At 63.9% G+C, this 26,367-nt stretch carries 23 protein-coding genes and 1 pseudogene; 10 read left to right on the plus strand and 14 right to left on the minus strand.

Features of this window, described 5'->3' with window-relative positions; translation table 11 throughout:
• Positions 1 to 160: 160 nt before the first annotated feature.
• Positions 161 to 559: pseudogene (locus OKW40_RS12570) on the plus strand (tyrosine-type recombinase/integrase); the annotation flags it as partial.
• A 115-nt stretch (positions 560 to 674) separates the two neighbouring features.
• Positions 675 to 1,208, plus strand: coding sequence for a GNAT family N-acetyltransferase (locus tag OKW40_RS12575; protein WP_429489997.1), 534 nt, complete (start codon positions 675 to 677; stop codon positions 1,206 to 1,208).
• Between the two features lie 97 nt (positions 1,209 to 1,305).
• Here OKW40_RS12575 and catB read toward each other — a convergent pair whose 3' ends face one another.
• Together catB and OKW40_RS12585 are read right to left on the minus strand one after the other, a co-directional pair.
• Positions 1,306 to 1,947, minus strand: coding sequence for a type B chloramphenicol O-acetyltransferase (gene catB, locus OKW40_RS12580; RefSeq protein ID WP_090801522.1), 642 nt, complete (start codon positions 1,945 to 1,947; stop codon positions 1,306 to 1,308).
• A 226-nt stretch (positions 1,948 to 2,173) separates the two neighbouring features.
• Entirely contained in the window at positions 2,174 to 2,725 is a 552-nt protein-coding gene (locus OKW40_RS12585) for a GNAT family N-acetyltransferase (RefSeq protein WP_429489999.1), read from the minus strand.
• 523 nt (positions 2,726 to 3,248) lie between these two features.
• Between OKW40_RS12585 and OKW40_RS12590 the strand changes: the two genes are divergently transcribed.
• Positions 3,249 to 5,867, plus strand: coding sequence for an AAA family ATPase (locus OKW40_RS12590; RefSeq protein WP_429490001.1), 2,619 nt, complete (start codon positions 3,249 to 3,251; stop codon positions 5,865 to 5,867).
• 476 nt (positions 5,868 to 6,343) lie between these two features.
• Here the strand turns inward: OKW40_RS12590 and OKW40_RS12595 are convergent, their stop codons facing one another.
• Together OKW40_RS12595 and OKW40_RS12600 are read right to left on the minus strand one after the other, a co-directional pair.
• Complete coding sequence (locus tag OKW40_RS12595) at positions 6,344 to 7,609, minus strand: glycosyltransferase family 87 protein (RefSeq protein WP_429490003.1); 1,266 nt, start codon at positions 7,607 to 7,609, stop codon at positions 6,344 to 6,346.
• Positions 7,610 to 7,905: 296 nt separating this feature from the next.
• On the minus strand, positions 7,906 to 8,103 hold the full coding sequence (locus OKW40_RS12600) for a hypothetical protein (protein ID WP_429490004.1): 198 nt from the start codon (positions 8,101 to 8,103) through the stop codon (positions 7,906 to 7,908).
• A gap of 178 nt (positions 8,104 to 8,281) precedes the next feature.
• On the opposite strand from OKW40_RS12600, the gene OKW40_RS12605 reads away from it, so the two are divergent.
• Complete coding sequence (locus OKW40_RS12605) at positions 8,282 to 9,175, plus strand: alpha/beta fold hydrolase (RefSeq protein ID WP_429490006.1); 894 nt, start codon at positions 8,282 to 8,284, stop codon at positions 9,173 to 9,175.
• Positions 9,176 to 9,199: 24 nt separating this feature from the next.
• On the opposite strand, the gene OKW40_RS12610 is transcribed toward OKW40_RS12605, so the two are convergent.
• The 9 genes from OKW40_RS12610 to OKW40_RS12650 all read right to left on the minus strand — a co-directional run bounded on the left by OKW40_RS12610 (position 9,200) and on the right by OKW40_RS12650 (position 20,334).
• Complete coding sequence (locus OKW40_RS12610) at positions 9,200 to 10,033, minus strand: M55 family metallopeptidase (protein WP_429490008.1); 834 nt, start codon at positions 10,031 to 10,033, stop codon at positions 9,200 to 9,202.
• Positions 10,030 to 11,145, minus strand: a complete 1,116-nt coding sequence (locus OKW40_RS12615) for a P1 family peptidase (RefSeq protein ID WP_429490010.1) — start codon at positions 11,143 to 11,145, stop codon at positions 10,030 to 10,032. Before OKW40_RS12615 ends, OKW40_RS12610 begins: the two co-directional genes overlap by 4 nt.
• Positions 11,142 to 12,047, minus strand: a complete 906-nt coding sequence (gene gsiD, locus OKW40_RS12620) for a glutathione ABC transporter permease GsiD (RefSeq protein ID WP_429490012.1) — start codon at positions 12,045 to 12,047, stop codon at positions 11,142 to 11,144. Before gsiD ends, OKW40_RS12615 begins: the two co-directional genes overlap by 4 nt.
• Before the next feature lie 7 nt (positions 12,048 to 12,054).
• Positions 12,055 to 12,975: a glutathione ABC transporter permease GsiC gene (gsiC, locus tag OKW40_RS12625; RefSeq protein WP_090801536.1), complete on the minus strand. Its 921-nt coding sequence runs from the start codon at positions 12,973 to 12,975 to the stop codon at positions 12,055 to 12,057.
• Positions 12,976 to 13,091: 116 nt separating this feature from the next.
• Complete coding sequence (gene gsiB / locus OKW40_RS12630) at positions 13,092 to 14,654, minus strand: glutathione ABC transporter substrate-binding protein GsiB (protein WP_090801538.1); 1,563 nt, start codon at positions 14,652 to 14,654, stop codon at positions 13,092 to 13,094.
• Between the two features lie 123 nt (positions 14,655 to 14,777).
• Positions 14,778 to 16,700: a dipeptide ABC transporter ATP-binding protein gene (locus tag OKW40_RS12635; protein ID WP_429490013.1), complete on the minus strand. Its 1,923-nt coding sequence runs from the start codon at positions 16,698 to 16,700 to the stop codon at positions 14,778 to 14,780.
• Positions 16,701 to 16,770: 70 nt separating this feature from the next.
• On the minus strand, positions 16,771 to 17,760 hold the full coding sequence (locus OKW40_RS12640; protein ID WP_429490015.1) for an isoaspartyl peptidase/L-asparaginase family protein: 990 nt from the start codon (positions 17,758 to 17,760) through the stop codon (positions 16,771 to 16,773).
• Positions 17,757 to 18,848, minus strand: coding sequence for a MurR/RpiR family transcriptional regulator (locus OKW40_RS12645; RefSeq protein ID WP_429490017.1), 1,092 nt, complete (start codon positions 18,846 to 18,848; stop codon positions 17,757 to 17,759). Before OKW40_RS12645 ends, OKW40_RS12640 begins: the two co-directional genes overlap by 4 nt.
• A gap of 217 nt (positions 18,849 to 19,065) precedes the next feature.
• Positions 19,066 to 20,334, minus strand: a complete 1,269-nt coding sequence (locus OKW40_RS12650) for an MFS transporter (RefSeq protein ID WP_429490018.1) — start codon at positions 20,332 to 20,334, stop codon at positions 19,066 to 19,068.
• Between the two features lie 94 nt (positions 20,335 to 20,428).
• On the opposite strand from OKW40_RS12650, the gene OKW40_RS12655 reads away from it, so the two are divergent.
• Both OKW40_RS12655 and OKW40_RS12660 read left to right on the plus strand, forming a co-directional pair.
• Entirely contained in the window at positions 20,429 to 21,139 is a 711-nt protein-coding gene (locus tag OKW40_RS12655) for a pseudouridine synthase (RefSeq protein ID WP_429490020.1), read from the plus strand.
• A gap of 167 nt (positions 21,140 to 21,306) precedes the next feature.
• On the plus strand, positions 21,307 to 21,495 hold the full coding sequence (locus OKW40_RS12660) for a hypothetical protein (RefSeq protein ID WP_090801547.1): 189 nt from the start codon (positions 21,307 to 21,309) through the stop codon (positions 21,493 to 21,495).
• 111 nt (positions 21,496 to 21,606) lie between these two features.
• Here the strand turns inward: OKW40_RS12660 and OKW40_RS12665 are convergent, their stop codons facing one another.
• Positions 21,607 to 22,638, minus strand: coding sequence for an SDR family NAD(P)-dependent oxidoreductase (locus tag OKW40_RS12665; protein WP_429490022.1), 1,032 nt, complete (start codon positions 22,636 to 22,638; stop codon positions 21,607 to 21,609).
• 94 nt (positions 22,639 to 22,732) lie between these two features.
• Here OKW40_RS12665 and OKW40_RS12670 point away from each other — a divergent pair, with 94 nt between their 5' ends.
• The 4 genes from OKW40_RS12670 (at position 22,733) to OKW40_RS12685 (ending at position 26,312) form a co-directional block, all read left to right on the plus strand.
• On the plus strand, positions 22,733 to 23,764 hold the full coding sequence (locus OKW40_RS12670; protein WP_090801550.1) for a CDP-6-deoxy-delta-3,4-glucoseen reductase: 1,032 nt from the start codon (positions 22,733 to 22,735) through the stop codon (positions 23,762 to 23,764).
• A gap of 313 nt (positions 23,765 to 24,077) precedes the next feature.
• Entirely contained in the window at positions 24,078 to 25,262 is a 1,185-nt protein-coding gene (locus OKW40_RS12675; RefSeq protein WP_429490024.1) for an acetylornithine transaminase, read from the plus strand.
• A gap of 19 nt (positions 25,263 to 25,281) precedes the next feature.
• Positions 25,282 to 25,755 carry a GNAT family acetyltransferase gene (locus tag OKW40_RS12680; RefSeq protein WP_429490026.1) on the plus strand — a complete coding sequence of 158 codons (474 nt, stop codon included), beginning with the start codon at positions 25,282 to 25,284 and terminating at the stop codon, positions 25,753 to 25,755.
• Positions 25,756 to 26,018: 263 nt separating this feature from the next.
• Entirely contained in the window at positions 26,019 to 26,312 is a 294-nt protein-coding gene (locus tag OKW40_RS12685) for a GYD domain-containing protein (protein WP_018421572.1), read from the plus strand.
• Positions 26,313 to 26,367 lie beyond the last annotated feature (55 nt).

Here is a 26,367-nt window from a genome sequence, read left to right on the forward strand (position 1 = left end):
GGTATGGTTTTTTGATGTAAAGCAGTGAAGACTGGAGCAAGTCAAAAACCGCAAGAAATTCTACAGGGAACAATAAAAAAGCATTCGATTAGTGAACGCTAATGCCACGACTGCGTTCCTGAACGAACGGCCGTTATGGAGAAAATTGAACGACCCTTGCGGGTCGGGTATCGCCCATCGAGGTTGGCACAAAACGCAGCGGCCGGTGCAATTCGAGATCACCGAGCAAACGTGGGATAGCGTGGAAAGCTGGATCAAGGCAGCAGCTCTGTGTCCTTCAGATTTCCTGGTCCCGGGGCGAATACACGCGTCGCCCCATCTTTCGACCCGTCAGTACGCACGGATCGTCCATCGCTGGATAAAATCGATCGGGCTCGACGACTCCTCCTATGGCACGCACACGATGCGTCGGACGAAGGTCTCGCTGATCTATCGCCGTACGAAGAATCTCAGAGCCGTACAGCTTTTGCTTGGTCATACGAAGCTTGAAAGTACCGTCAGATATCTTGGCATCGACGTTGACGACGCGCTTGAGATGGCCGAACAGACGGAAGTCTGAGTGGTGATCGCCGGACAGCAATCGGACGCTGTCCGGTCAGGATGAGACATTCGACACACGTTTCTGATTCGTCGACAATCGGTGAATATAGACAAACCTCGACGGAAGACTTGAGATGATGCTGCGGCCGACAGAAATCCAAATTGAATCAACCCGGCTCTTGATCAAACCGTTCTCGGCCAACGACGCGGATGCTGCGTTCTCGTTCATCACCCCTTCGCTCACCCGTCACATGGCGTGGGAGCCGCCAGCATCCCGGCAGGATTTTGATGGTGTTTGGCGGTCCTGGGTACCGTCGATTGACGATGGGTCAGACTATGTGTTCGCGATACGTCAACGCGCCGACGGGAGTTTCCTTGGGTTAGCCGGGCTTCACCGCGCACGCACCGAGAGCCCGGAACTCGGTATCTGGATTCGTGAAGATCGTCATCGAAATGGGTTTGGCTGTGAAGCTGTGACCCTTGTTGCGCACTGGGCCACGCGAACCATTGGTTGTGAAAGCTTTACCTATCCGGTTGCCGAAGAGAACCGTCCCAGCCGGCGCATCGCCGAATCGCTAGGCGGCGTCATTGTGGAAAGCCGCGCGACGCCAAAGTACAAGTCTGTGGTTTACAGAATTCCTCGCCAGCCAGTCGCAAGCGAGGTATAGGCGATTCTGCCTGTGGGCTGGCTTCCGTCGGGCAAGATCGGTCAGTCAAGGTCAACGCCCAGATCGTCAACTGCGTGCGTGTCGGTCGACGCGAGTGTTAGCGACCCGATAACGATGAGCTGCTCCAGCGTTCATACAATGCTGCGATATCCGTGGCACAGAGCAACTTCATCGACTTGCCGATCTCGTCCAGCGGCCAGTCCCACCAGTTCATCTCGAGGAGCATCCCGATCTCATCGTCCGAAAAGCGCTTTCGGATCGGCTTTGCCGGATTCCCGCCGATGATCGTATAGGGTTCAACGTCCTTCGTGACAACGGCGCAACTCCCGATCACGGCACCGTGACCGATGTGAACACCTGGCATGATCATCGCTTCGGAACCGATCCAGACGTCATTCCCGACAACCGTATCGCCGGCGGGTTCGAATGCATCGCAGGCGTCAGCAAACGCCGGTTCTTCCGTCATGTAGAAGAAGGGAAATGTGGTTACCCAATCGTTCCGGTGCCCCTGGTTGCCCGCCATCATGAACGTCGCACCACTTCCGATAGAGCAGAAGCTACCGATGATCAGCCGGTCGACACCTGTGCGGTCTGGCAACAGGTAGCGTGCACAGTCATCAAAGGAGTGTCCGTGATAGTAGCCAGAGTAGTAGCTGTAACGCCCCACGATGATGTTGGGATTGGTTACCTGCTCTGAAAGCGGCTTCCCCTTGAAGGGGCTGTCGAAGTAATTCTTCATAAAGGGACCACGCTGTAGTCTGGGGTGCGTTTATCGTTCGAGCACGCAGCGGCAAACCTGAGCCGTGCGGCAGAATCTTTCGTCAATGACGGTCGGGACCAGTTTCGCCGGTTTCAGCCAACTCCGATCAGTCGACGCTGCCGCGTAAATTCGCGACAATCAGAGAGAATTCCGGTCGCTCACGCCGCAGCGTCAAGTTCACATCCTGGCGTCAGCCAGTGGCCATCTACGCCCGACGATCACGTTCGAGCAGCCCGTACAGCGCGCTATCCGACACCTCATCGCCAACTATCCAGCGATCACGCAACAACCCTTCGCGGACAAATCCGAGCCGTTCGAGAAGAAGCGCCGAGGCTACATTTCGTGGGTCGATATCCGCCTCAATCCGGCGTAAATTCAGCGTGCCGAACGCGTGCTCGATCAGCGCGGAAACCGCCTCACTCATATATCCGTTTCCCCAATGCTTGCGTTGCAGACCAAAGCCTATCTCCGCGCGTCGGCATTGCTCGTCTGCATGAAAGAGAGCGCAATCACCGAGCACTTCGCCGGTTGTCTGCAACTCGACTGCACAGATGAAGTCCTGGCCGCCAGCTGACGTATTCAATTTACGTGCGACTCGATCCGTTGCCTGATCCAGGGAAGTCATCGCCGGAAACGAAAAATAGCGCATCGCATCCGCGTCCGACCAGATCGCGAACAGTGGTTGCGCGTCTTCATGACGAAGCGGCCGCAGAACGAGGCGTGGGGTAGTCAGCGTGACGGGCTCGAATAATGGCATGACGGGGGCAGGGCACCGGAAATAGATGACCCCATTAGAGCATGTGGGCCGAGAGCCAACAACCGCACGCATCGAACCGCGTGGCAGCCCAGCCTTTGTGCGGCCACTTTCGCGATTTACCTCTGTCGCTTACGGGTCGCGTGCTGCCGGTCATGACACGACACTTGTCGATCGCACAACGATTGGCAAGGTTCGGCCATGAGCAGCCATTCTCCGCCTCAGTTGTCGCGACGTTCAGACGTCGGTTCCAGTTTGTAAGCGGCCATTCAACTCGCAAGGGTGAACGCCGAGTCGTCGGCCAAAGTCGTTCGCGAGCAATTCAACGAATGGCCGATTTTTAATTCGGGCCTGCCGATTGAGGCCGCAACGCCGACTCGCAATGGTAAATTCATTATTGCCCTCGTCCGTGTACAGATGCTCAGGCGACCGCGGAATCTACTCACTCTTCCAAAGAGTCGGTCAAGGCGGATTTACACCATATATATGTAAATCTACGGACATAAGAATTCGTTAAGGACCGTGTATGGCCTCCATTCTGGCTGAGTATCAGAGGTTTCTCGCATCGCTGGCAATATCGCCAGCATCGGAAAATGTGCGGCGAATGGCGAATCTAGTGCTCGCCAACCTCGACCATCTTGCGGAAGTGGGCGCAACACGACGCGCCCGCTCAGTGCGGCTGGCACCCATCGCCGTCAACCATCTGCTTACGACTGCGGCCGAGATCCAGCCGGAGGCGTTGCCTGATGCGCACGAGCAACTCATGGGACGTCTGCATGAACTTCGCGTGGGACCGTTTCGCGGCTTCATGCGCGAGGAAACCTTCGACCTCAGCCGAGACATAACGCTGGTCTATGGCGCCAACGGCACGGGAAAGAGCAGCTTTTGCGAGGCGCTGGAAACGGCGATGCTGGGCTTTATCAGCGAGGCAAAGATCAAGCGCGTGGATCATCGCGTCTACTGCAACAACGCACGACTTCGCCGGCATGCAATACCGGTCCTGACATCTCGAGCGGGCGAAGCGGACCTGGCCGTGGTGGCGTCCAACGAAGATGCGTACCGATTCTGTTTCATCGAAAAGAACCGTCTCGACGACTTTGCTCGAATAGCCGCACGAACTCCGGGTGACCAGCGCCAACTGATTGCCACCCTGTTCGGGGTGGATCAATTCAGCGAGTTCGTCAGAGGCTTCAATCCAGACCTTGACGAGAACCTCAACCTGTCTGGCCTGAAGGGTTTGATGCTAGCAGGACGCCGTACCCAGTTGGCCGCATCTGAGCAGCTCATCAGGGCGAACCCAGAAAAGCTTGCGCAACTGGACCGCGACGAATTGGCACTGGCTGAACGTATATGGACGGGCAAATCGTTCGCCGAAGTCTGCGACTGGTTGTTCGGAAACGCCCAGACGCAGGGACAGTTGCCTTATGTTCAAGGATTGCTCAACGCGGCGCCGCCACAGATCCATGGCATTACCCAGGCAAATCTGGCCGCCCTGCTTGCAGAGACATATCGCATCGATGCGCTTCTGCGAAACGCGAGAGATCAATTGGCCGCTCGCGCCGGGGATGTCTCGTATACGCAGCTTTATAACGCTGTGCTGCAGTTGAGTAACGGTGCGACGTCGTGCCCTGCGTGCGGAACCGATCTCGGTCAGGTTGCCCAGAACCCGTTCGACCGGGCTCGGGCCGGCCTGCAGCAGCTCGCCGAGCTCGCGGCCATCCAGCGTCAGGAAGAACAGCATAGCCAAGCGCTGAACGGCGCACTTCAAAATCTGCTCATGTCCATGTCTGGGGCCATTCGCGCAGTCGCGGTCGTTAGTCCCGAAGAACTCAGAGCTGCCAATTTGCCAGTGCTGCCGCCCGTGTCAGCTGGACAGTGGCTCCAGCCGTGGGTGGAAAACAATCAACAAGGCTGGCGGACCTTGCTCGGCCTGGTCGCCTCCATTGAGCATCGGGATGCTGAAAATCAACGAGTTCTGGCTCAACGCCATGAACTGGCCCAAGAGCGTGACCGTCTCGACGGATACCGTTCCGACATAGAGCGCTGCAGAACCATTCGCGCGACCAGCCTGGAAGCCGTGCTTCAAGCGCAAGGCGAAGTCGCGCAGTTCGAAGTGGCGAATCGCGAACTGGTGGCCGAAGTGGCCGCTGAGGCCAATGTGATTGCCCATCACCGTGTGATCAAGGACAGTTACGACGGGTTCCTTGCGGCCCTAAAGCAGTATCTAGACGGATTGCCAGCGCTCCTGCTGCAGGGGCTAGGGCAGCGAGCTCGGGATCTGTACAACTCGTTCAATCGGGATGATCCACCGGCCGATCTGCTTCATGCCCTGTGGCTTCCGCTCGCGGAGAACGGCAAGATCGAGATCGAGTTCGCAGCCGAGCCTGGGGTTCGTTATGACGCGCTGGTCATCCTCAGCGAGGGGCATATCAAATGCTTGGGATTGGCAATATTGCTTGCGAAGAACATCGAGCAAAGTTGCCCAGTGGTGATCTTCGATGACGTAGTGAACGCCATCGACGACGAACACCGAAATGGAATCTGGCGAACCTTCTTTGAAGACAATCTGCTTGACGGCAAGCAAGTTATTCTGACTTCGCACGCGGAGGAGTTTCTACACCGTATCCAGCAGGAGTTGGGCGCACAGCGGGCGCAGATGATCAAGGTCTACAAGTTTCTTCCTCATGAAGGCGAACACCACCTGCGCGTCGACGCTGACCCGCCCACGAAGAACTACGTCCTGCTTGCGCAAGCTTCCCTTGCCGCCGACGAAAAACGGGACGCCCTGCGCCATTCGAGACCTGCCATCGAAAGCCTGACCGATCGTCTGTGGACACGGTTGGGGAGCCGGCTGGAGCTCAAGCTCGCCGGGCCCAGAGCGAAGTGGGAACTCAACAACAAGTGCATGAAGTTGCGTGGGGCTTTGGCGCGCCTCCCTAATCCGCATCCAGCGATACCCGCAGTGGTCGCGGCGCTTGATGACCTTTTGGGGATTAACGGTGGATCGATCGAATGGGGTTACCTCAACAGTGGGACGCACGATGCACAACGTGACAATGAGTTCGACCGAGCGGCCGTACGACGAATTGTCGGTGCGACCGCAGCGCTTGATGCTGGCTTAATTCAATTGCAGCAGGGGCGCTGATTCCTCAATGGGCACATAAGAAATTCGGCGCACGGCCCGCGCTTAGGAGTTGAACCGGGGCACAGTTCGTAGTGGTTAAACGGCCACTGACCGACCTAAGTCGGCTGGCACCTTCGAACGGACGCGATGGCGGGCATCCGCCGACGAAGCAGCCGTCCGAATGACCGCTGTACTTCGGGAAGAGACTGCGGGGCGTTCCATTGTCGAACGACAGAGTTGGGTCGAACTCAGCCGACTGTAATATGCCCGGTTCGCCGATAAGCTTTCGCTCGCTCATTCCGGCAAATACGCACGCCCGGTGGTATTTTTGATGGTATCCGTACCGGCAAAATTCCTCAAACCCGCTCAAGCAAAGCGATAGCAGGAATTTTTTCATTCCGGCCCTGCCATCAAACAATCTTCCCGATTCCCAATCGTCCGGAAGACATCGCCAGTCGCATCTCCCGTCAAAAACCCTTTAGCCACACCGGGATCATTCATCCAGGCTGGTAAGCACGCCCTCGCCGCCTCACTCCCGACGGTGGAAAGTACCTTGCGACACAGAGCCCGTAAATGATCAGCGCCGCGACCGTGTAGGACACGAATCGCGCCGCAAAGAACAGCAAGACTACGACGATCGCGGCCAGCAGCATTTCCAGTCTCGGACCAAGCGCCGACAGCTGCCCGCCGCGCGCTTCGAAGGCGGTCCCCAGCAAAATCAGCAACGGGATCAACGCCAGCACCATGTGGATCGGCTCGAGGATCGGATAAGCCACGAGCATCGTCATCGAAGCGAGCGCGTAGTCGATGCGGCTGTCCCGATGGCGGCGAAACACCAGATACGCGGACAGCAGGCAAGCAGCCAGCACCACTGCATGCGAAGCAATCGACAGCAACGTACCGGACACCGGCATGCCGACCGTCGCCGATAGCGTCTGCAGCGCGCCCCTCACGGCATTGTTCATCGGCGCGCCGCCACCGCTCATCGCCAGTGCCATGCCGTTCAGACGCGGCATGTCCGACACGAAGTAGTGCCACAAAGCATCGAAGCCGAGGCGCGCTCCGGTGATCAACGTCAACGCAATCGCAACGACGCTCGCCATCACGAACGTCCGCCATTCGCGACGCAGCAACAGCAGGCCGGCGACGGCCAGGGGCGTGAGCTTGATCGCGATCGCAAAGCCAAGAAAGAGTCCAGCGGCATAACCTTTGCCACGCTCGATCAGCGCGAAAGTCGCAACCAACAGGAAGAACAGCAGTTCGTTCGATTGGCCGTCGTAGGTATCTTCGACGAGCGGAAAGCTCAGCAGCGCGACCGCCACCAGCAGCAGGTTCACGCTGCGCTCCGTGCCGCGGTACGCCATCGTGACGACGAGATACAAAGCCACCGAGAACAACACGATCGACGCACTCACCCAGACGATTTTCGCGGCGAGCGGCGTCAGCAGCGCGAGCGGCGCAAACACCAGCGCGAACTGCGGCGGGTAGGCGTAGAAGATGTCGTCGCCCGTCGAGCGCGCGCCGATGCCCTGCAAAAACGCGATGAGCGCGTCGTGGTCGTACAGGCGCGCCGGGTCATGCAGCACGACGTTGAAGGCGTACAGGTAGAAATTGAAATCGCCGAAGGCGTCAGGGACGTTGCCACGAAACTTGGCGACGACGTGCAGGATACGCAGCGCGAGGCAGGCTGCCGCAATCAGCAAAAGGAGCGCGGCACCCGCGCCGAAGTTCGACCTGGTCCGTACGGCGCCTGCGTTGAACATGGTGTCTCTCCGCGGTACGTCAATCAACGTGGGAGTTGCTGCGCCCTTGAGACCCGCGCTAGCGGGGGCGTACCAGCAGACCATGTCGCCGGTACGGTCCGGGGATGGCCGGCATGGCCAGCCATGCCGGCTTCGTGCCGGACGACCGGACAGAGATTACCGATTCGCAAAAATCGATCTGTGCGCTCGCCCACACGAGACCGACCTATGTCGGGAACTTCGGCGCGCGAAGATCGTTCGTCGGCGGCGAATCGCCGTGTTCGCCGCGGAACACCACGCGTCGCGCCGATCGGCGCTTATCGGCTCGCGGCCCCCATGCCAGCGCGCGCAACCTCGCGGCGTCGCTTGATCATGTAGCCGCCCCACGTCAGTACGAGCCATGCCGGCACCAGCCACACCGAGACCGACCAGCCCGGCGTCAGCGCCCCTGTGTTCGCCGCATGTCGCCGCTGGGCGCAGAACGCTGTCGAAGGCAGCGCTGTGGCAGATTGCACGGCTGGACCGTACGGTCCGGTGGCAAAACCCTTAACTCTACCCCGACCGATATTCCTCTGACATTCGGAGCCGCCCGCTTCGTTCTGCGCCGCACTCAAGCGCGCGGATTGTGATTGTCACGGGGATGGCGCCCGGGTATGTTGCCGAAGTCCACTTTTCACGCCGCGGAGCTTCAATATGTTGCCCAAACGTCTGCTTTGCGCCGCCGTGTTGTGCCTCTGTTTCGCGGGCGTCAGTACGTCCGCGCTCGCGCAGACGGTGCCCGCCGCCCAGCAAACGGCCGATGACGCCGCGTCGCAGGCAAGCGGCCAGCCTGCGCCAGCGCCTGCCCCCGCTACTGCCAGCAAGCCGCCTGCCGCCGCGCTCGGCGGCCCGGTGCGCAACATCGTGCTCGTGCATGGCGCGTTCGTCGACGGATCGAGCTGGAACGGCGTGGTCGCGAAGCTGCAGCAAAAGGGTTATCACGTGAGCTCGGTGCAGAACCCGCTGACCTCGCTCGCCGACGACGTCGCCGCGACCCGCCGCGTGCTCGATCGCGAGAACGGTCCGGTGCTGCTGGTCGGGCACTCGTGGGGCGGCGTCGTGATCACCGAGGTCGCCGCGAACGCGCCGAACGTCGCCGGGCTCGTGTATGTCGCCGCGCTTGCGCCGCAACTGCACGAATCGGCGATGGACGTGATGAAGGCCGGCGGGCCGATGCCGGCCGGCCAGAGCATCAGCAAGGACGCGAACGGGTTTTTGTGGATCGACCGCGCGCGCTATCACGCCGATCTCGCCGCCGACGTGCCCGAGACCGTCGCACGCGTGCTCGCCGCCGCGCAGGTGCCGATCGCCGCGAGCGCATTCGACGAACCGGTCGATCAGGTCGGCTGGAAGGACAAACCGTCGTGGTACGTGCTGACGACGAAAGACCACGCGGTGTCGCCCGATCTGCAGAGAATGATCGCCGCGCGCATCGGCGCGAAGGTGGTGCCGGTCGCGTCGAGCCATCTCGCGCCGGTGTCGCACGCCGGGGCGGTGGCGGAGGCGATCGATCACGCGGCGCGCGAGTTGAGCCGGCAGCAGCAGTAGGCCGGCGGCTCGACGCCGCGCGGCTCAGCGCAGCATGAACGACATCGCCGACAGACAGTTCAGCATCCGCACCGCATGCTCGGCCGACGCCGCACTGAAGCGCAACGTCACGCCGTCCACGCGCGTGAGCGTCGGCCATTGGCAGAACAGATCGGCGAGCCCGCTCGTTTGCACGCGCAGTTCGCAGTCGATCGTTCGCGGCTCCGCGCGCGTCGCGGCAGGCGCGCGGCCCGCTTCGACATGCTGACGGACCACGTCGCGCGCGGCGGCCCGCAGCGCCTCGCGCACGCTCGCGGGCGACTGCGTGACGCCGCTTGCTTGCCCGGTCGCGGTCTTCGTGACGACGAAACGCGCGCCGGGAAAACGCGGCGCGGTTTCCTCGGCGAACACGTCGTCACCCGATAAAAGCACCACACGCGCGCCATATTCTTCGGCGAGCGCACCGTACAGCCCCGCTTCGCCCAGCTCCACGCCGTTGAACGCCACGCGCGCGAACGCGAAGCTGTTGATCGTGTGCGCGAGGATGCCGCGCGCTTGCGCCTTCGCGTGATAGCCGATCATGAAGACCAGCGCCGCACCGTATTCGAGCCCGGCCATCATGCCGAGCGTGCGCGGCTTGCCGAGCACGAGCTGGGCGCGCGGATCGAGCAGATCGGGCAGCAGGTTGCGAAAGCCGCCGTGCGAATCATTGACCCACACGTCGGTCGCGCCGCCCGCGAACGCGCCTTCGACGGCCGCGTTGGCTTCGAGCGTCATCCAGCGTCGCGCGGCTTCGTATTCGCCGTTGCCCGCGCGGGTCTGCTCGGCATGGAACACGCCGGCGATGCCTTCGATGTCGGTGGAGATCAGGACTTTCATCGCGCGGAATTCCTCAGCAGGTGGGCAAGGTCCGGCACGCTGTCGCGCAGCGACAGCCGCCGATGACCGTCGCGACCGGTGATCGACTCGGCGCTCCACAATGCATCGACGATCGCCTGCTCGACGCTGTCGGCGCAGGCGCGAAACAGCGGGTCCATACAGTGATCCGCGACCAGCGGCGGCAGCGCGACGAAGTCCGCGCCGTGCGGCACCGTGTACGCGGTCGAAAACGCCAGCGCGATATCGCCGCTGCCGTGGCCGTACACCGAGCCGGTGCGCGCGAGACCGGCCGCCGCGCGCAACGACAGGCGTTTCAGCTGGCGCGCGTCGAGCGGCGCATCGGTCGCGACGATCATGATGATCGAGCCTTGCTCGGGTTGCTCGGGGGTCGCATTAGCAGCGGCACTGGCAGCATTCGCCGCCTCAGCGACGGCCGCGCGTTCGGCCAGAATGCGGCCGAGCGGCGTGCCGTCGATCGTCAGCATCGGCAGACGGCCGAAGTTGGCAAGCACGAGCGCGCCAACGGTGTAGTCGCGGCCCGCCGCACTGGACACGCGCGACGCAGTGCCGATGCCGCCCTTCAGATCGAAACACGACATGCCGCGCCCCGCGCCGAGGGCACCGCTCGCGACATCGGCGCTTGCCGCGTCGAATGCTTCGGTGAAATGCTGTTCGGTCACGGCAAGCGCCTGAATGTCGTTCAGGTAGCCGTCGTTGCATTCGAACACGAGCGGATTGAGCGTCGACCATTCGCGGCCGATGCGCGGATTCGCGCGAATCGCCGCGCGGATCTGCGCCTGCGCGACCGTACCGACGCCGAAGGTGTTGGTCAGCGCGATCGGCGTCTCCAGCGTGCCGAGTTCGTCGAGCTGCACGAGCCCGATGCTCTTGCCGAAGCCGTTGATCACCGACGCGGCGGCCGGCACCTTGTCGACGAACGGATCGCCGCGATGCGGCCGGATCACGGTCACGCCGGTTTGCAGCGCGCCTTCGGCAAGCGTGCAATGACCGACGCTGACGCCGTCCACGTCGGCGATCGTGCCGAGCGCTCCGGTCGGCAACGTGCCGAGATGCGGCGTGCGCTCAGCCGAATGATGGTTGCTCATGCTCATGGCCGATCCAGCTTCGGATCGAGCGCATCGCGCAGACCGTCGCCGAGCAGGTTGAACGCGAGCACGGTCAGGAAGATAGCGAGGCTCGGAAACAGCGCGATATGCGGCGCGGTCACCATGTCGGCGCGAGCTTCGTTGAGCATCGCGCCCCACTCGGGCGTCGGCGGCTGCGCGCCCAAGCCGAGAAACGATAGGCTCGCCGCCGTGATGATCGACGTGCCGATGCGCATCGTCAGGTACACGACGACCGATGAAATCGTGCCCGGCAGAATGTGCCGCGCCATGATCGTCCAGTCCGACGCGCCGATGCTGCGCGCCGCTTCGATATAGGTGAGCTGCTTGAGCATCAGCGTATTGCCGCGCACGAGCCGCGCGAATGCCGGAATGCTGAAGATCGCCACGGCGCAGATCACGTTGATCATGCCGTTGCCGAGAATCGCGACCACGCCGATCGCGAGCAGAATGCCGGGGAACGCGAACAGCACGTCGGCCACGCGCATCGTGATGCGATCCCACCAGCCCTCGTAGTAACCGGCAAGCAGACCGAAGAACGTGCCGATCACCGCGCCGATCGCAACGGACAGAAAGCCTGCCTCGAGCGAAATACGCGAGCCGACGAGGATTCGGCTGAAGATATCGCGGCCCAGCGAATCGACGCCGAACCAGTGCGCGGCCGACGGCCCCGCGTTCAGCGCGTCGTAGTCGAAGAAGTTCTCGGGGTCGTACGGCACGATATGCGGCGCGATGATCGCGACCACGATCAGCAGCAGCACGAACACGCCGGCGGCCAGCGCGACATGCTGCTTGCGAAACTTGCGCCAGAACTCGCTCCACGGTGTGCGGATCGCGCGTTCGACGGCAGCGGGAGTGGCCGCATTCGGCCCGGTGGCAGTGGTGCTCATGCGGACCTCACTTGAAACGGATGGTCGGGTTGATCACCGCGTACAGCACGTCGACGATCAGGTTGATGATGATGAATTCGAGCGAGAACAACAGCACCTCGGCCTGAATGATCGGATAGTCGCGCATCGACACCGCATCGACGAGCAATCGGCCGAGGCCCGGCCAGTTGAACACCACTTCGACGACGATCGAGCCGCCGAGCAGAAAGCCGAACTGCAACCCCATCATCGTGACGACGGGAATCAGCGCGTTGCGCAGGCAGTGCTTGATGATCACGAGCCGCTCGGGCACGCCCTTCGCGCGCGCGGTGCGCACGAAGTCCTCGTGCAGCACCTCGACGAACGAGGCCCGCGTGAAGCGCGCCATCACGGCCGCGACCGCCGCGCCGAGCGTCAGCGACGGCAGCACGTAGCTGCGCCACGAACCGTCGCCGACGATCGGCAGCCAGCCGAGTTGCACCGAGAAAATCTGCATCAGCAGCATGCCGAGCGCGAACGCCGGAAACGAAATGCCCGACACCGCGAGCGTCATGCCCAGGCGGTCCGGCCAGCGGTTGCGCCACACCGCCGAGGCGATGCCGATCGCCATGCCGATCACGACCGCCCACACCATGCTCGCGATCGTCAGCCACAACGTCGGGAAGAAGCGCTCCGCGATCTCCTGGCTCACCGGCCGCTTGCTGCGCGTCGAAACGCCGAAGTCGCCATGCGCCATCCGCCAGAAGAAACGGACGAACTGCTGCGGCAGCGGCTTGTCGAGCCCGAGGTCGGAGCGCACGAGGGCCACGGTCGCCTCGTCCGCTTCGGGACCGGCGGCGAGCCGCGCCGGATCGCCCGGCAGCAGATGCACGAACAGGAACACCAGCACGGCGACGATGAAGAGCGTCGGCAGCAGGCCTAGCAGACGTTTGACGAGGAAGTTCAGCATGAGACCAATCTGGCAAATGAGCGGCAAATCAGGCGGGCAACGAGGACTCGTGTGCGGCGGCGGCGCGGCGGCGGGCTGGGTGAACCGCCGCCTGCGCATGCCGCCTCGTCAGCTCATCACTTGATCGCGATCTCGTCGAAGTTGAACGAGCCGTCCGGCGCGACGTAAGCGCCCGACAGACGCTTGCTGCGCGCATACACGACCTTCTCCTTGACGAGGAAGATCCACGGCGCGTCGGCCCAGATGCGCTTCTGCGCGTCGGTGTAGAGCGCGGCCTTCTGCGTGCGGTCGGTCGTTTCGAGCGCCTGCTTCAGATCGTTGTCGACCGCGTCGTTCTTGTAGTACGACGTGTTGACCATCTTCGGCGGAATCGAGTAGCCCGCGAGCAGCGGGCTGATCGCCCAGTCCGCCTCGCCGGTCGACGACGACCAGCCCGCGTAGTACATCCGCACCGGCGCGGTCGCCGGATCCTGCGCGCTTTCGACCTTGGCGACGCGCTGACCCGCTTCGAGCGCCTCGACGCTGGCCTTGATGCCGACCTGCGCGAGTTGCTGCTGCACGAACTGGATCACCTTCTGCGCGGTCGAGTAGTTATACGCGGACCACAGCGTCGTTTCGAAGCCGTTCGGATAGCCCGCTTCCTTCAGCAGTTCGCGCGCCTTCGCGGGATCGTACGGCCAGGGTCCGAGCTTGACCGCATAGTCGACGCCCTGCGGCACGACGCCGTCGGCCGGCGTCGCGTACCCGGCGAACGCGACCTTCGTCAGCGCTTCCTTGTTGACCGCGTAATTCAGCGCCTCACGCACCTTCGGGTTGTCGAACGGCTTCTGGTTCATGTTCATGCTGATGTAGCGCTCGATGATCGACGGCGCCGCGATCAGATCGACCTTCGGGCTCGACTGCAGTTGCGCGGCCTGCTCGAACGGCACCTGGAACGCGAAGTCCGCTTCGCCGGTGCGGATCAGCGCGGCGCGCGTGTTGTTGTCGACGACCGGCTTCCAGTCGATCGCATCGATCTTCGGATAACCCTTCTTCCAGTAGCCGGCGAACTTCTTCACGGTCAGGTCGCCGGCCGGGTCCCACTTCACGAGTTCGAACGGGCCTGTGCCAACAGGATGAAACGCGATGTCCTTGCCGTACTTCTTCAGCGCATCCGGCGAGATCATCACCGCCGACGGATGCGCGAGCACGTTGATGAACGCCGAGAACGGCGTTTTCAGCGTGACGCGCACCGTGTACGGATCGACCACTTCCGTTTTCTCGATGCGGCTGAACATGTTGTAGCGCTTCAGCTTGTTGGCCGGATCGGTCACGCGGTCGAAGTTCGCCTTCACGGCGGCCGCATTGAAGTCGGTGCCGTCCTGGAACTTCACGCCATGGCGCAGCTTGATCGTATAGACGCGCGCGTCGGGGCTCGCCTCATAGCTGTCGGCGAGCACGTTGACGAGCTTCATGTCCTTGTCGAAGCCGAACAGCCCCTGATAGAACGATTTCGCGACCGCCTGCGACAGCGTGTCGTTCGCGTCGTACGGATCGAGCGACGTGAAGGTCGACGCCACGGCCATCACGGCCGTCGTTTCGGCGTGCGCCAGATTGCCCGCGAGCGTCGCGAACACCACCGCGCCGCCGCTGACGAGCGCGCGCAAACGAAACGGAGAGGACGGGAACAGCAGGTTCATGAGATTGCTCCAGGCTGCGAGTTAAGGGTGTGACAGGGTCGTTATGGTTGGCTTGTGCTTCGGCTGCGGGTGCTGCGGGTTTTGCTTCGGGTCTTTTTGCTTTAACGCGATGCGGCGCTTCGCTCAATAAGCGCCGCCGACGCGATGCTGCGCGACGAAATGATCCGGGCCCACCGCGACGAGCGGCGCGACGACCGGCTCGTCGTGCAGCGCGCGGATCGGGCTCGGAATATCGTCGGCGGCGAGCATGCGTTTCGCGTGCCGGCGCGCGGGATCGGCGACCGGCACCGCGCTCATCAGCTTCTTCGTGTACGGATGCTGCGGCGCCTCGAACACCGCGCGACGCGGACCGATCTCGACGATCTGGCCGAGATACATCACCGCGACGCGATGGCTGACCCGCTCGACCACCGCCATGTCGTGCGAAATGAACAGATACGCGACACCGAGCTCGCGCTGCAGGTCGAGCATCAGATTGACGATCTGCGCCTGCACGGAGACGTCGAGCGCGGACACCGATTCGTCGGCGATCACGACCTTCGGATTCAGCGCGAGCGCGCGAGCAATCGCGATACGCTGACGCTGCCCGCCCGAAAACTCATGCGGATAGCGGCGCGCGGCCTCGGCCGGCAAACCGACTTTCTCGAGCAGCCACGCGACGCGCGCCTGCGCTTGTCCACCCTGCGCGACGCCATGCACGAGCAGCGGCTCCATGATCGAGAAGCCGACGGTCAAGCGCGGATTCAACGACGCGAACGGGTCCTGGAAAATAAACTGGATATCGCGGCGCAGCGCCTGCAACGCGGGCCCGGTCAGCGAGCTGATTTCCTTGCCAGCGAATTCGATCGAGCCACTCTGACTTTCGACGAGCCTCAGCAGCGAGCGGCCCGTGGTCGACTTGCCGCAGCCCGACTCGCCGACCAGCGCGAGCGTTTCGCCGGGCCGCAGATCGAAGCTGACTTTTTCGACCGCATGCACACGGCCCGTCATACGGCCGAACAGGCCGCTACGGACCGGAAAGCGCGTGACCAGATCGCGCACGCGCAGGATCGGCGGCGTGTCGTCGCGCACCAGCGGCTGCGCTTCTTCGGCGACAGCCGCCGCCGGCTGCACCGCGGCATCGGCGCCGTTCGCACCGGCCTGCTCGACGCTCAGGATCGGAAAGCGCGCGGGCTGATCGGTGCCGTGCATCGAGCCGAGCCGCGGCACCGCCGCGAGCAGCGCCTTCGTGTACGGATGCGACGGTGCGGCGAACAGCGTGTCCGACGCGCCCTCCTCGACCTTCTCGCCGCGATACATGACGAGCACGCGGTCGGCCACTTCGGCGACCACGCCCATGTCGTGCGTGATGAAGATCACGCCCATGTTCATCTCGTCCTGCAAGCCGCGAATCAGTTGCAGGATCTGCGCCTGGATCGTGACGTCGAGGGCGGTGGTCGGTTCATCGGCGATCAGCAGCGCGGGCTTGCACGACAACGCCATCGCAATCATCACGCGCTGGCGCATGCCGCCCGACAGCTGATGCGGGTAACGCGCCGCGACGCGCCTTGCCTCGGGAATCCGCACGATCTCGAGCAGACGCAAGGTTTCGGCGCGCGCGGCCTCGCGGCTCTTGCCCTGGTGCAGCGCGATCGCCTCGCTGATCTGATCGCCGACCGTGAAGACCGGATTGAGCGAGGTCATCGGCTCCTGGAAGATCATCGCGATGTCGGCGCCGCGCACCGTGCGCATCGTGCCGGACGACGCCTTCGCGAGATCGAGCACGCTGCCGTCGCGCCCCCGGAATGCGATGCTGCCGCCGGCAAGACGGCCGCCGCCATGCTCGATCAGCCGCATCAGCGCCAGCGACGTGACCGACTTGCCGGAGCCCGATTCGCCGACGATCGCGAGCGTCTCGCCGCGCTCGACCGTGAACGACAGATTGCGCACCGCGTTGAAGGTCGAGTCGCCGCGGCGGAACGCGACCGTCAGATCGTCGACCGCGAGCACGCGCTGCGGCGGCAGGGTCTCGATAAGCGGGCTGGCGGTGTGCGAGGAAGTCGGCACGGTGGTTCCTTTGCTTTGAATTCGAACACGGCTAACGGGGTCTCAGGCAGGTGGCGACACGCGCCAGCGGCTAGCGATAGATCGCCGTCACCGGCGCTTCGCCGAGCCGCGCGAAACCGCGGTACATACCCTCGGTATTGAACGGCAGCGTGACGTTGCCCCGCGCGTCGACGGCGACGAGGCCGCCGCGTCCGTCGATCTTCGGCAAGCGGTTCATCACGACTTCGTGCGCGGCTTCTTCGAGCGACACCTGGCGATAGGCCATCTGCGCGGCCACGTCGTAGGCGGCGACCATACGCATGAACATTTCGCCCGCGCCGGTGGTCGATACCGCGCAGGTCGCGTCGTCCGCGTAGCAGCCCGCGCCGATCAGCGGCGTATCGCCGACGCGGCCCACCTGCTTGTTGGTCACGCCGCCCGTCGAGGTCGCCGCGGCGAGATGCCCGTGGCGGTCGAGCGCGACTGCGCCGACGGTGCCGAACTTGCGATTCGGATCGATCGGCTCGTGCGGCGTCGGGTCGTCGCTGCTCGAAGCCGTGGACGCGAGCGTCGCGGCGTCGTGATCGAGCATCGGACGCTGCTGCTCACGGGCCAGTTGCCATTGGCGATAGCGCGCGTCGGTATCGAAGTAGCTGTTGTCGACGAACTCGAGCCCCTGCGCGGCCGCGAACGCTTCCGCGCCTTCACCGGTGAACAGCACGTGGTCGCTGCGCTCGAGCACGCGGCGCGCGGCAAGAATCGGATTGCGCACGCGCGTCACGCAACAGATCGCGCCCGCGTCGAGCGTGCGGCCGTCCATGATCGCGGCGTCGAGCTCGTGCGTGCCGGCCGCCGTGTAGACCGCGCCGTGGCCCGCATTGAAGAGCGCGCAGTCTTCGAGCAGCCGCACCGCTTCGCTGACCGCGTCGAGCGCGCTGCCGCCGTCGGCGAGCACGCGCTGGCCAGCGCTCAGCACCGCGTTGAGCGCCGCGTGATATCCGCTTTCGGCGCTGGCCGACATCGACGTGCGCAGGATCGTCCCTGCCCCGCCGTGAATGGCAATGACTGCGTTGGAGTTCATCGTTTGGATCGTGGAGTGCGGGTGGTTCGGGGAGTGCGGGGTGCTGTGATGGCTTTTGCTTCGGCATCCCTGGCTTTCGTGCTTCTGGCTTGGATACTGTCGGCCTTTGCGCCGTCGCTGTGTTTTAGCCTTGCAGCCCTCGCGCGCGCGGCTTTGCTCAGGGCGCGCGCCGGCTCCTGCGCGGCGCCGGCCGCGCCCGACTGCGGATCGAACAGCCACGGCAGCACGAACTCGCTGACCTCGGCGGCCGCCTTGACCGAGCGTTGCGCGCGATACGCGACCGCGTCGCACAACGCCTCGATGACCGCGAGCACGGCCGAATCGGCATTCGACGCGAGACGCCGGTCGGTGCGGACATACAGCGCCAGGTCCGCGAACCGCACGAGCGGCGAGCGCGGACCGTCGGTGAGCGCGAGCACGCGCGCGCCGCGTTCGGAGGCGCGGCGCGCGAGCTCGATCGTGTCCTCGACATAGCGCGGAAACGCGATGCCGATCACGAGATCGCCCGGGCCCGAACCCACGAGGTGCCGCGCCGCATGCGACGGCCCGCCGCTCAGCGCCAGCGAATGCACGTTGTCGTGATACGGCAGCAGTCCGTGCTCCATCAGGCTCGCGAGAAACGCGCTGGCGCCGAAGCCGATCACGAATACGCGACGCGCGGCGATGATCGCGTCGACGGCGGCGTCGGCGGTCGCGCGATCGATCGACGTACGCGTTGCGTGCAGATTGTTGGCGGCCTGCTCGAGCGACGCGTCGATCAGATCGTCACCGGCCGCGAGCGTTTCCTGCGCGCTGCGCAGCCGCTCGACCGGCGCGAGCGTCGCCTCGAAGCCACGCACGAGCGCCTCGCGAAACTGCGGATAACCGTCGAAGCCGAGCGCGCGCGCAAAGCGATTCGCGCTCGCGACCGACGCGCCGACCACGCTCGCGAGCTCGTCGATACGCATCGTCGCCGCGCGGAACAGATGGGCCAGCACGTACTCGCCCATGCGCTGGTGGATTGGCGTGAGCGTCGGCATCGCGGCGGTGATGCGCGCGGCAATGGCCTGCTCGGCGGAGTTCGACACGGCGGACGGGTGATGGATCATGCGGGCGGACAGGCGCGGTTGTTCTATGTGAACTGGATGAAATTATATTTACATGAAACACACGCAGAAAAAAATTCATTTTCATTATTTCGAGGGTTTTCACCGACCGAAGGTCTTCAGACAATGGAGTTCAGCATCCACGCCGTGCCGCACCCCCGATGAAAATCCATTTTCATCGGCGCGACGGGTGGCTTCACCGCGTGCCGCGCTCCGCCGCTCAGCACGCCGCCGCGCTCTGTTCGGGAATGCCCAGCAGCCGCGCCGCCGGCGACATCACGATGATCAGCGCCTGCACGACGAACGCGAGCGACGCCGCGACCAGACACACGTCGATGCTCCAGCGCGCGCTGAGCGCGGCGCCGAGCAGCGCGCCCACCGGCCGCGCGCCGTAGGTGGCGGTGCTGATCAGCGCGGACACGCGGCCGATCATCCGTTCGGGCGTGATCGCCTGACGCAGCGTGGTCGAGCCGACGACCCACAGGATTGGTCCCGCGCCGAGCAGGAAGAAGCTCGCGAGCGCGAGCCAGAACGATGGGACGATCAGCGTCGCCACCATCACGAGCGACGCGAGCAGCCCGCACGACGGTCCGACGATCAGCAGACGGCCGAATGCGAGACGCCGCGCGACCGCGGGCGCGGCGAGCGCGCCGCAGACCATGCCGACCCCGTACGCGCCGAGCGTCACGCCGACCGCCGAGGCATTGAGCCCCAGCCGATGCACCGCGTAAGGCACATAGACCGCCTGCAGGATGAAGAAGCCGAGATTGAAGAACACGGCGGTCAGCAGCATCGGCAGCAGCAACGGATCGCGCAGCACGAAGCGCGTGCCGTCGCGCAGCTCCAGCATGAAGTGCCGCCGCGGCGCGGCCGCGCGCGGCGGCTCGCGCAATCCCGCCAGCAACGCGACCGCGAACGCCGACAACATCGCCGCGCCGCCATACGCCCAGCCCGCGCCGATCCAGCCGACCAGCACGCCGCCCAGCGCCGGCCCCGCCGAATACGCGACGCTGCGCGCGAGTTCGAGCCGGCCGTTCGCGCTCGCATAGGCGTCGCGCGGCACGATCGACGGCACCAGCGACGGCGCCGCAACGTTGTAGGCGACCGTACCCGTCGCGGCGACGAAGCCGAGCGCGGCGAGCAGTGGCAGGTTCAGCGCATGCGTGAGCACCAGCAGCAGCACGCACAGCATCGCGCAGACCCGCACGCTCTCGGCGAGCGTCATCAGCACGCGGCGCGAGCGGCGGTCGGCCCAGACGCCGAGCGGCATCGACAGCAACAGGAACGGCAGCGTCTGCGCGGTTTGCAGCAGACCGGTATCGCGCGCGTCGGCGCCGAGCGCGAACACCGCGACGAGCGGTGCGGCGGCGAGGCTGATCTGCTCCGCCGATTGCGCGCACAGGTTCGACCACGCGAGGCGCTGGAATGCGCGGGGCAGACGTTGCGCATCGGACGGCGAAGACGACGAAGGGGAAGACGTGGCGGACATCGATGCACTCCCGAGGTTTGACGTGAGGCATTCATCGTCGGCGCTTGGGACTTGCGGGGCGCTCCGCTTCTTGCGGTGTTATTCTTCGCTCGCCATGAATCTCGAAAGCATTCTCTTTACTCAAGGTTTCGGTTCGCGCCGCCAATGCCGTGCGCTGATCGGCGACGGCCGCGTCAGCGTCGACGGTGCGATTTGCACCGATGCCGACGCCGATTTCGCTGTTGATGGCGGCGCGTTGCGTTTTAGCGTCGACGGCGTCGAATGGCCGTATCGCGAGCATGCGTATCTGCTGCTGAACAAGCCCATCGGCTACGAATGCTCGCGCGATCCGCAGCATCATCTGAGCGTGTTCAGCCTGCTGCCGCCGCAGTTCGCCGAGCGCGGCGTGCAGTGCGTCGGCCGTCTCGATCAGGACACCACGGGCCTCCTGCTGCTCTCCGACGACGGCAAGTTCGTGCATCAGTTCACGTCGCCGAAACGCAAGGTGCCGAAGCTCTACGTCGCGACCACGCGCCATCCGCTCGACGACGCGCAGCTCGCCGTGCTGCGCGACGGCGTGCTGCTGCACGGCGAAACGAAAGCGAGCGCCGCACTCGACGCCCAGGCGCGCGACACTCACACGCTCGCGCTCACCGTGCTCGAAGGCAAATACCACCAGGTCAAGCGGATGATCGCGGCCTCGGGCAACCGCTGCGAGGCGCTGCATCGCGAACGGATCGGTGGGCTCGCGCTTCCCGCGGCGCTCGCGCCCGGCGCATGGCAATGGCTCGACGAAACGGGTCTTGCCGCGCTGCGGGCCGGGTAAACGACTAGCCGCAACGAGGGCCCGCCTAAGCCCTTGATGCGCCGGAGAAAGCCCGCGCGCATTGCGGTGCACCGAACATAGGCCGTTGCGTTGCAGCATGCCGTTGCTTACATGTCGCCCTATACTCGTCTAAACAAACGACTACAAAGGTTTCAAGGAGGGGCGCCATGCAAATCGACGGCACGATGGCGTTTTCGCACGCGATGATCTCGTTTATCTGCCTTGCGCTGCTGCTGGTCGGCGGATTGCTGGTCATCATGCGGCTGCGGCACAAGTACCATCCGAATCTGATCGGCGCATTGATCGGCGGCATGCTGTGCTTCCTGTTGCTGGAAGTGCTGCCTGCGCTGACCTGATGCCGATTGGACCGCGCGGCTCGTTTTGCGCGGCGCATTGATGCGGTGCGGCGGAAACGCTTTGCGGGGAACTCCGCCCTCGCAGGGCGGTATTTTGTTTCTGCTGCCGGCCTAGCCGCGTTTCCCGTTCGCCTCGCGCAAAAAATCCTCGACGCTCGGATAGCGCAGACGTACCCGCAATTCCTCCTTCAGACGCCGGTTCACGAGCCGGCGCGACTCGCGCATGAACGACAGCAGCAGCGGATCGATCTGCTGCTCCGCCTGCTCTCTCGTGATGCGCGGCGGGCGCGCGAGCCCGAACGCATCGGCGACCGCGTCGAAATACTCCCCCATTTTCAGCGACGAATCGTCGGACGCGTGCAGTGCGCGCGCGGGCCGGCCATGCGTGGCGAGACGCACGAGGATCGCGGCGAGGTCGTCGGCGTGGATGTGATTCGTGTAGACGTCGTCGGCGTCGACGAGCGCCGGCGTGCCTCTTTCGAGCCGCGCGAGCGGCAGACGGTTGCGCGCATAGATGCCCGGGATCCGCGCGATGCTCGTGGCGACGCTGCCGCGCGCCGTCGCGCGCCGCAACTGCCGCTCGGCCGACACGCGACGTTTGGCGCGCGCATTCGCGGGCCGCGGCGCGCGCGTTTCGTCGATCCACGCGCCGCCGCAATCGCCGTAGACGCCCGTCGTGCTCGCGTAAACGATGCGCACCGGTGCGCGCGAAGCGCCGGTCCGGCGCACCCCATCGGGTAGAATATCGGGTGTTTCAGCGTCCAGACCTGAAGCGCGCGCACGGCGCAACCGCGCGATCGGCGCGACGGACGACCTCGCCGCGCAAGCGTTCATGCGGCCCGCGGCACCTAACGTCGCAAGCAGCGCGCGAGTGCGTCGATCGTCGTCGCCGGACTTCTGCGGCGGCGCGAGATGCAGCACCGTCGGCGCGAGGCGCGCGAGCCGTTTGAGGCTGCCGCGCTCGTCGAGATCGCCGACGAGCGGCATCACGCCCGCGGCGCGCAACTCATCGCAGCGCGCGGCATGGCTCGTCAACGCGAAGATACGCGCGCGCGGCCGCAACAGGGGCACGCAGCGCATGCCGACGTCGCCGCATCCTACGATCAGCACGCGCGGCCGGCGGAAGTTTCGTGTCGCTTTCATGGTGGGCGCATTGTAGCGGTCACACGCAACAGGTACCGCGCGGTTGATCCGGCGGGTCCGATTACGATTCCGAATTTTCGATTCCGAACACTTTATGGCATTTAACGTCACGCTCCGGCAAACCGGCCGGCAGTTTCAGGTAGAACAGGACGAACCGGTGCTCTCCGCAGCGCTGCGTCAAGGCATCGGCCTGCCGTACGGCTGCAAGAACGGCGCGTGCGGTTCGTGCAAAGGCACGGTCGTGAGCGGCGAGGTCGAACAGCGCGCGCACTCGTCGTCGGCGCTGTCGAACGACGAAAAGACGCGCGGCATGGCGCTTCTGTGCTGCGCGAGCGCGTGCTCCGATCTCGAAGTCGACATCCGCGAAGTGGCCGGCGTCGGCGATGTGCAGGTCAAGAAGCTGCCGTGCCGCGTGAACGCGATCGAGCGCAAGGCCGACGACGTGATCGTCGTGAAGCTGCAACTGCCCGCCAACGAACGTCTGCAATATCTGGCCGGCCAGTACCTCGAATTCATCCTGAAGGACGGCAAGCGCCGCAGCTATTCGATGGCGAGCGCGCCGCACGTCGAAGGCCCGGTCGAGCTGCACATCCGCCACATGCCCGGTGGTGCGTTCACCGACCATGTGTTCAACACGATGAAGGAGCGCGACATCCTGCGCTTCGAAGCGCCGCTCGGCACGTTCTTCCTGCGCGAAGACTCGGACAAGCCGATCGTGCTGCTCGCGTCGGGCACCGGCTTCGCGCCGCTGAAGGCGATCGTCGAGCATGCGGTGTTCAAGAACATGACGCGCCCCATGACGCTTTACTGGGGCGCGCGCCGCAAGAAAGACCTGTATCTGCTCGAACTCGCCGAGCAATGGGCGCGCGAGATTCCGAACTTCAAGTTCGTGCCGGTGCTCTCCGAGCCCGATGCGGGCGACGCATGGACGGGCCGCACGGGCTTCGTGCATCGGGCGGTGATCGAGGATCTGCCCGATCTGTCGGCCTACCAGGTATATGCATGCGGCGCGCCGGTGATGGTCGAATCGGCGCTGCGCGACTTCACGCAGCATCACCAGTTGCCGGAAGACGAGTTCTACGCGGACTCGTTCACCAGCGCGGCCGATCTCGCGAACGCGGTCTGATTGCACGGCGGCAAATTCCCCCCGATGCAGCGCCAGTGCAAATTCATGGTTTACACCAGCGCTTTTCTTATCGTATTCTTTCGCGCATGAACCGCATCCAGTCCGAATTCCGACGTCGCCGCTCGCCGCTCCCTTAGGGACGCCGCTGGCTTCGTCACGGACTCGCGCCACACAAAACCTGGGCGCAAGCTGTTCGAATCATGAAAGCCACGGCATGCCGTGGCTTTTCTGTTTTTCCGGCCGCCGTTTTTATTGGCCAAACCGTCACCGTTTCTTCACCCCGCTCTTACCCTTTTGCCTGGAGCCTGCCGTCATGAATTTCAATGAGTATCCAATCGATTCGCTGATGTACATCACGAACCGACCTGAAATCGTTTTCACGCACGGCAAAGGCTCGTGGATTTACGACAACAACGGCAAGCGCTACCTGGATTTCATTCAGGGCTGGGCGGTCAATAGCCTCGGCCACTGCAACGACGGCATGATCGAAGCGCTGAACCAGCAGGCCAAGCTGCTGATCAACCCGTCGCCGGCGTTCTACAACGAGCCGATGGCGAAGCTCGCGAGCCTGCTCACGCAGCACAGTTGCTTCGACAAGGTGTTCTTCGCGAATAGCGGCGCCGAGGCGAACGAAGGCGCGATCAAGCTCGCGCGCAAGTGGGGCAGGAAGTTCAAGGACAGCGCGTTCGAGATCATCACGTTCGACCACAGCTTCCACGGCCGCACGCTCGCGACGATGTCGGCCAGCGGCAAGCCGGGCTGGGACACGATCTACGCGCCCCAGGTGCCGGGCTTCCCGAAGGCGGACCTGAACGACATCGCGTCGGTGGAAAAGCTGATCAACGCAAAGACCGTCGCGGTGATGCTCGAGCCGATCCAGGGCGAAGGCGGCGTGATCCCCGCAACCCGCGAATTCATGCAGCAACTGCGCGAGCTGACGAAACAACACAACATCTTGCTGATCGTCGACGAAGTGCAAAGCGGCTGTGGTCGCGCCGGCACGCTGTTCGCGTATCAGCTGTCGGGCATCGAGCCGGACATCATGACGCTCGGCAAAGGCATCGGCGGCGGCGTGCCGCTCGCGGCGCTGCTGTCGAAGGCGGAAATCGCCGTGTTCGAAGCGGGCGATCAGGGCGGCACCTACAACGGCAATCCGCTGATGACCGCGGTCGGCTACTCGGTGATCTCGCAGCTGACGGCGCCGGGCTTCCTCGAAGGCGTGCGCTCGCGCGGCGAATATCTGCGCACGAAGCTGCTCGAACTGTCCGAGGAGCGCGGCTTCAAGGGCGAGCGCGGCGAGGGTCTGCTGCGCGCGCTGCTGCTCGGCAAGGACATCGGCAACCAGATTGTCGAGAAGGCGCGCGACATGCAACCCGACGGCGTGCTGCTGAACGCCGCGCGTCCGAACCTGCTGCGCTTCATGCCGGCGCTTAACGTGACGACCGCAGAAATCGACCAGATGCTGGCGATGCTGCGCTCGGTTCTCGACTCGCTGTAATCAACCACGGAGCGCACCAATGACGACGAACACGACGCTGTCGATCCGCCGCTTCGACGCGACCGATACCGAAGCCGTGATTGCGCTATGGCAGGACGTGTTTCCCGAGCATCGCGACGTGACGCGACCGCAGCGCGACCCGCGTCTGTCGATCGCCAACAAGCTCGCGACGCAACCGGAGCTGTTCTTCGTCGCGGTGCTCGATGGACGCATCGTCGGCACCGTAATGGGCGGCTATGATGGACACCGCGGCTGGCTGTATTCGCTCGCGGTCGACGCACCGCTGCGACGTCATGGCATCGGCACGCGGCTCGTCGCGCACGTCGAGAGCGAGTTGACGAAGCTTGGTTGTCCGAAGCTGAACCTGCAGGTACTGTCGTCGGCAACGGCTGAAATACGGGCGTTCTACGATGCGCTCGGGTATCGCACCGATGCGGTGATCAGCCTCGGCAAGCGGCTCGGCCAATACGCCGACGCGGCCCCGGCCAGTTGATTCGCGTCGTACGCCTGATTAAAGAAAGCCGCATGCGTTGCTTGACGCATGCGGCTTTTTCAATGGTTCTCCCGCAAGCAGCGCACATATCGGCGGATTCGGACAAATAGCAGATGGCGAGCAGTCGGATTGCCTAAAATCGTTTACGCACGAGACGACGCCGGCGCTGGAAAGACAGGTTTGCGGCGAATCGCGACCCTTTCCCCCCGGGGGCGGCTCATGCGTCTGAGTCCCAACGCGTTGGAATCCTAAGGGGAATCTTCATGGCGACTTATGTGGTGCTCCTGCAATTTACGGATCAGGGTATCCGCACGATCAAGAACAGTGCAGAGCGAGCCGGGCAGGCGGCGGAAATGGCGAAATCTTTTGGCTGCGAGATGAAGCAGATCTACTGGACGTTAGGGGCATACGACGTTGTCTCGGTCGTCGAAGCGGCAGACGAGCAGAGCTTCCTCGCCTTCGGCTTCGCACTCGGCTCGGCCGGCAATGTCCGCTCGCAAACGCTGCGTGCGTTCACAAAAGACGAAATCAGTTCGGTTATCGGGCGACTCCCTTAATTCACGTCTCAACCAGAAAAATAAAACGCGCCCCGCGACATTGCATCGCGGGGCG

Origin of the sequence: Paraburkholderia sp. RAU6.4a, assembly GCF_050435625.1 — a bacterium.
GTDB classification, from domain to species: Bacteria; Pseudomonadota; Gammaproteobacteria; order Burkholderiales; family Burkholderiaceae; genus Paraburkholderia; species Paraburkholderia tuberum.

What these genes read in the sequence shown, in the direction of transcription:
- OKW40_RS12575 (WP_429489997.1), top strand. Translation starts at nt 675, where the DNA reads ATGATGCTGCGGCCGACAGAAATCCAAATTGAATCAACCCGGCTCTTG.
- catB (WP_090801522.1), bottom strand. Translation starts at nt 1,947, where the DNA reads ATGAAGAATTACTTCGACAGCCCCTTCAAGGGGAAGCCGCTTTCAGAG.
- OKW40_RS12585 (WP_429489999.1), bottom strand. Translation starts at nt 2,725, where the DNA reads ATGCCATTATTCGAGCCCGTCACGCTGACTACCCCACGCCTCGTTCTG.
- OKW40_RS12590 (WP_429490001.1), top strand. Translation starts at nt 3,249, where the DNA reads ATGGCCTCCATTCTGGCTGAGTATCAGAGGTTTCTCGCATCGCTGGCA.
- OKW40_RS12595 (WP_429490003.1), bottom strand. Translation starts at nt 7,609, where the DNA reads ATGTTCAACGCAGGCGCCGTACGGACCAGGTCGAACTTCGGCGCGGGT.
- OKW40_RS12605 (WP_429490006.1), top strand. Translation starts at nt 8,282, where the DNA reads ATGTTGCCCAAACGTCTGCTTTGCGCCGCCGTGTTGTGCCTCTGTTTC.
- OKW40_RS12610 (WP_429490008.1), bottom strand. Translation starts at nt 10,033, where the DNA reads ATGAAAGTCCTGATCTCCACCGACATCGAAGGCATCGCCGGCGTGTTC.
- OKW40_RS12615 (WP_429490010.1), bottom strand. Translation starts at nt 11,145, where the DNA reads ATGAGCATGAGCAACCATCATTCGGCTGAGCGCACGCCGCATCTCGGC.
- gsiD (WP_429490012.1), bottom strand. Translation starts at nt 12,047, where the DNA reads ATGAGCACCACTGCCACCGGGCCGAATGCGGCCACTCCCGCTGCCGTC.
- gsiC (WP_090801536.1), bottom strand. Translation starts at nt 12,975, where the DNA reads ATGCTGAACTTCCTCGTCAAACGTCTGCTAGGCCTGCTGCCGACGCTC.
- gsiB (WP_090801538.1), bottom strand. Translation starts at nt 14,654, where the DNA reads ATGAACCTGCTGTTCCCGTCCTCTCCGTTTCGTTTGCGCGCGCTCGTC.
- OKW40_RS12640 (WP_429490015.1), bottom strand. Translation starts at nt 17,760, where the DNA reads ATGAACTCCAACGCAGTCATTGCCATTCACGGCGGGGCAGGGACGATC.
- OKW40_RS12645 (WP_429490017.1), bottom strand. Translation starts at nt 18,848, where the DNA reads ATGATCCATCACCCGTCCGCCGTGTCGAACTCCGCCGAGCAGGCCATT.
- OKW40_RS12650 (WP_429490018.1), bottom strand. Translation starts at nt 20,334, where the DNA reads ATGTCCGCCACGTCTTCCCCTTCGTCGTCTTCGCCGTCCGATGCGCAA.
- OKW40_RS12655 (WP_429490020.1), top strand. Translation starts at nt 20,429, where the DNA reads ATGAATCTCGAAAGCATTCTCTTTACTCAAGGTTTCGGTTCGCGCCGC.
- OKW40_RS12660 (WP_090801547.1), top strand. Translation starts at nt 21,307, where the DNA reads ATGCAAATCGACGGCACGATGGCGTTTTCGCACGCGATGATCTCGTTT.
- OKW40_RS12665 (WP_429490022.1), bottom strand. Translation starts at nt 22,638, where the DNA reads ATGAAAGCGACACGAAACTTCCGCCGGCCGCGCGTGCTGATCGTAGGA.
- OKW40_RS12670 (WP_090801550.1), top strand. Translation starts at nt 22,733, where the DNA reads ATGGCATTTAACGTCACGCTCCGGCAAACCGGCCGGCAGTTTCAGGTA.
- OKW40_RS12675 (WP_429490024.1), top strand. Translation starts at nt 24,078, where the DNA reads ATGAATTTCAATGAGTATCCAATCGATTCGCTGATGTACATCACGAAC.
- OKW40_RS12680 (WP_429490026.1), top strand. Translation starts at nt 25,282, where the DNA reads ATGACGACGAACACGACGCTGTCGATCCGCCGCTTCGACGCGACCGAT.
- OKW40_RS12685 (WP_018421572.1), top strand. Translation starts at nt 26,019, where the DNA reads ATGGCGACTTATGTGGTGCTCCTGCAATTTACGGATCAGGGTATCCGC.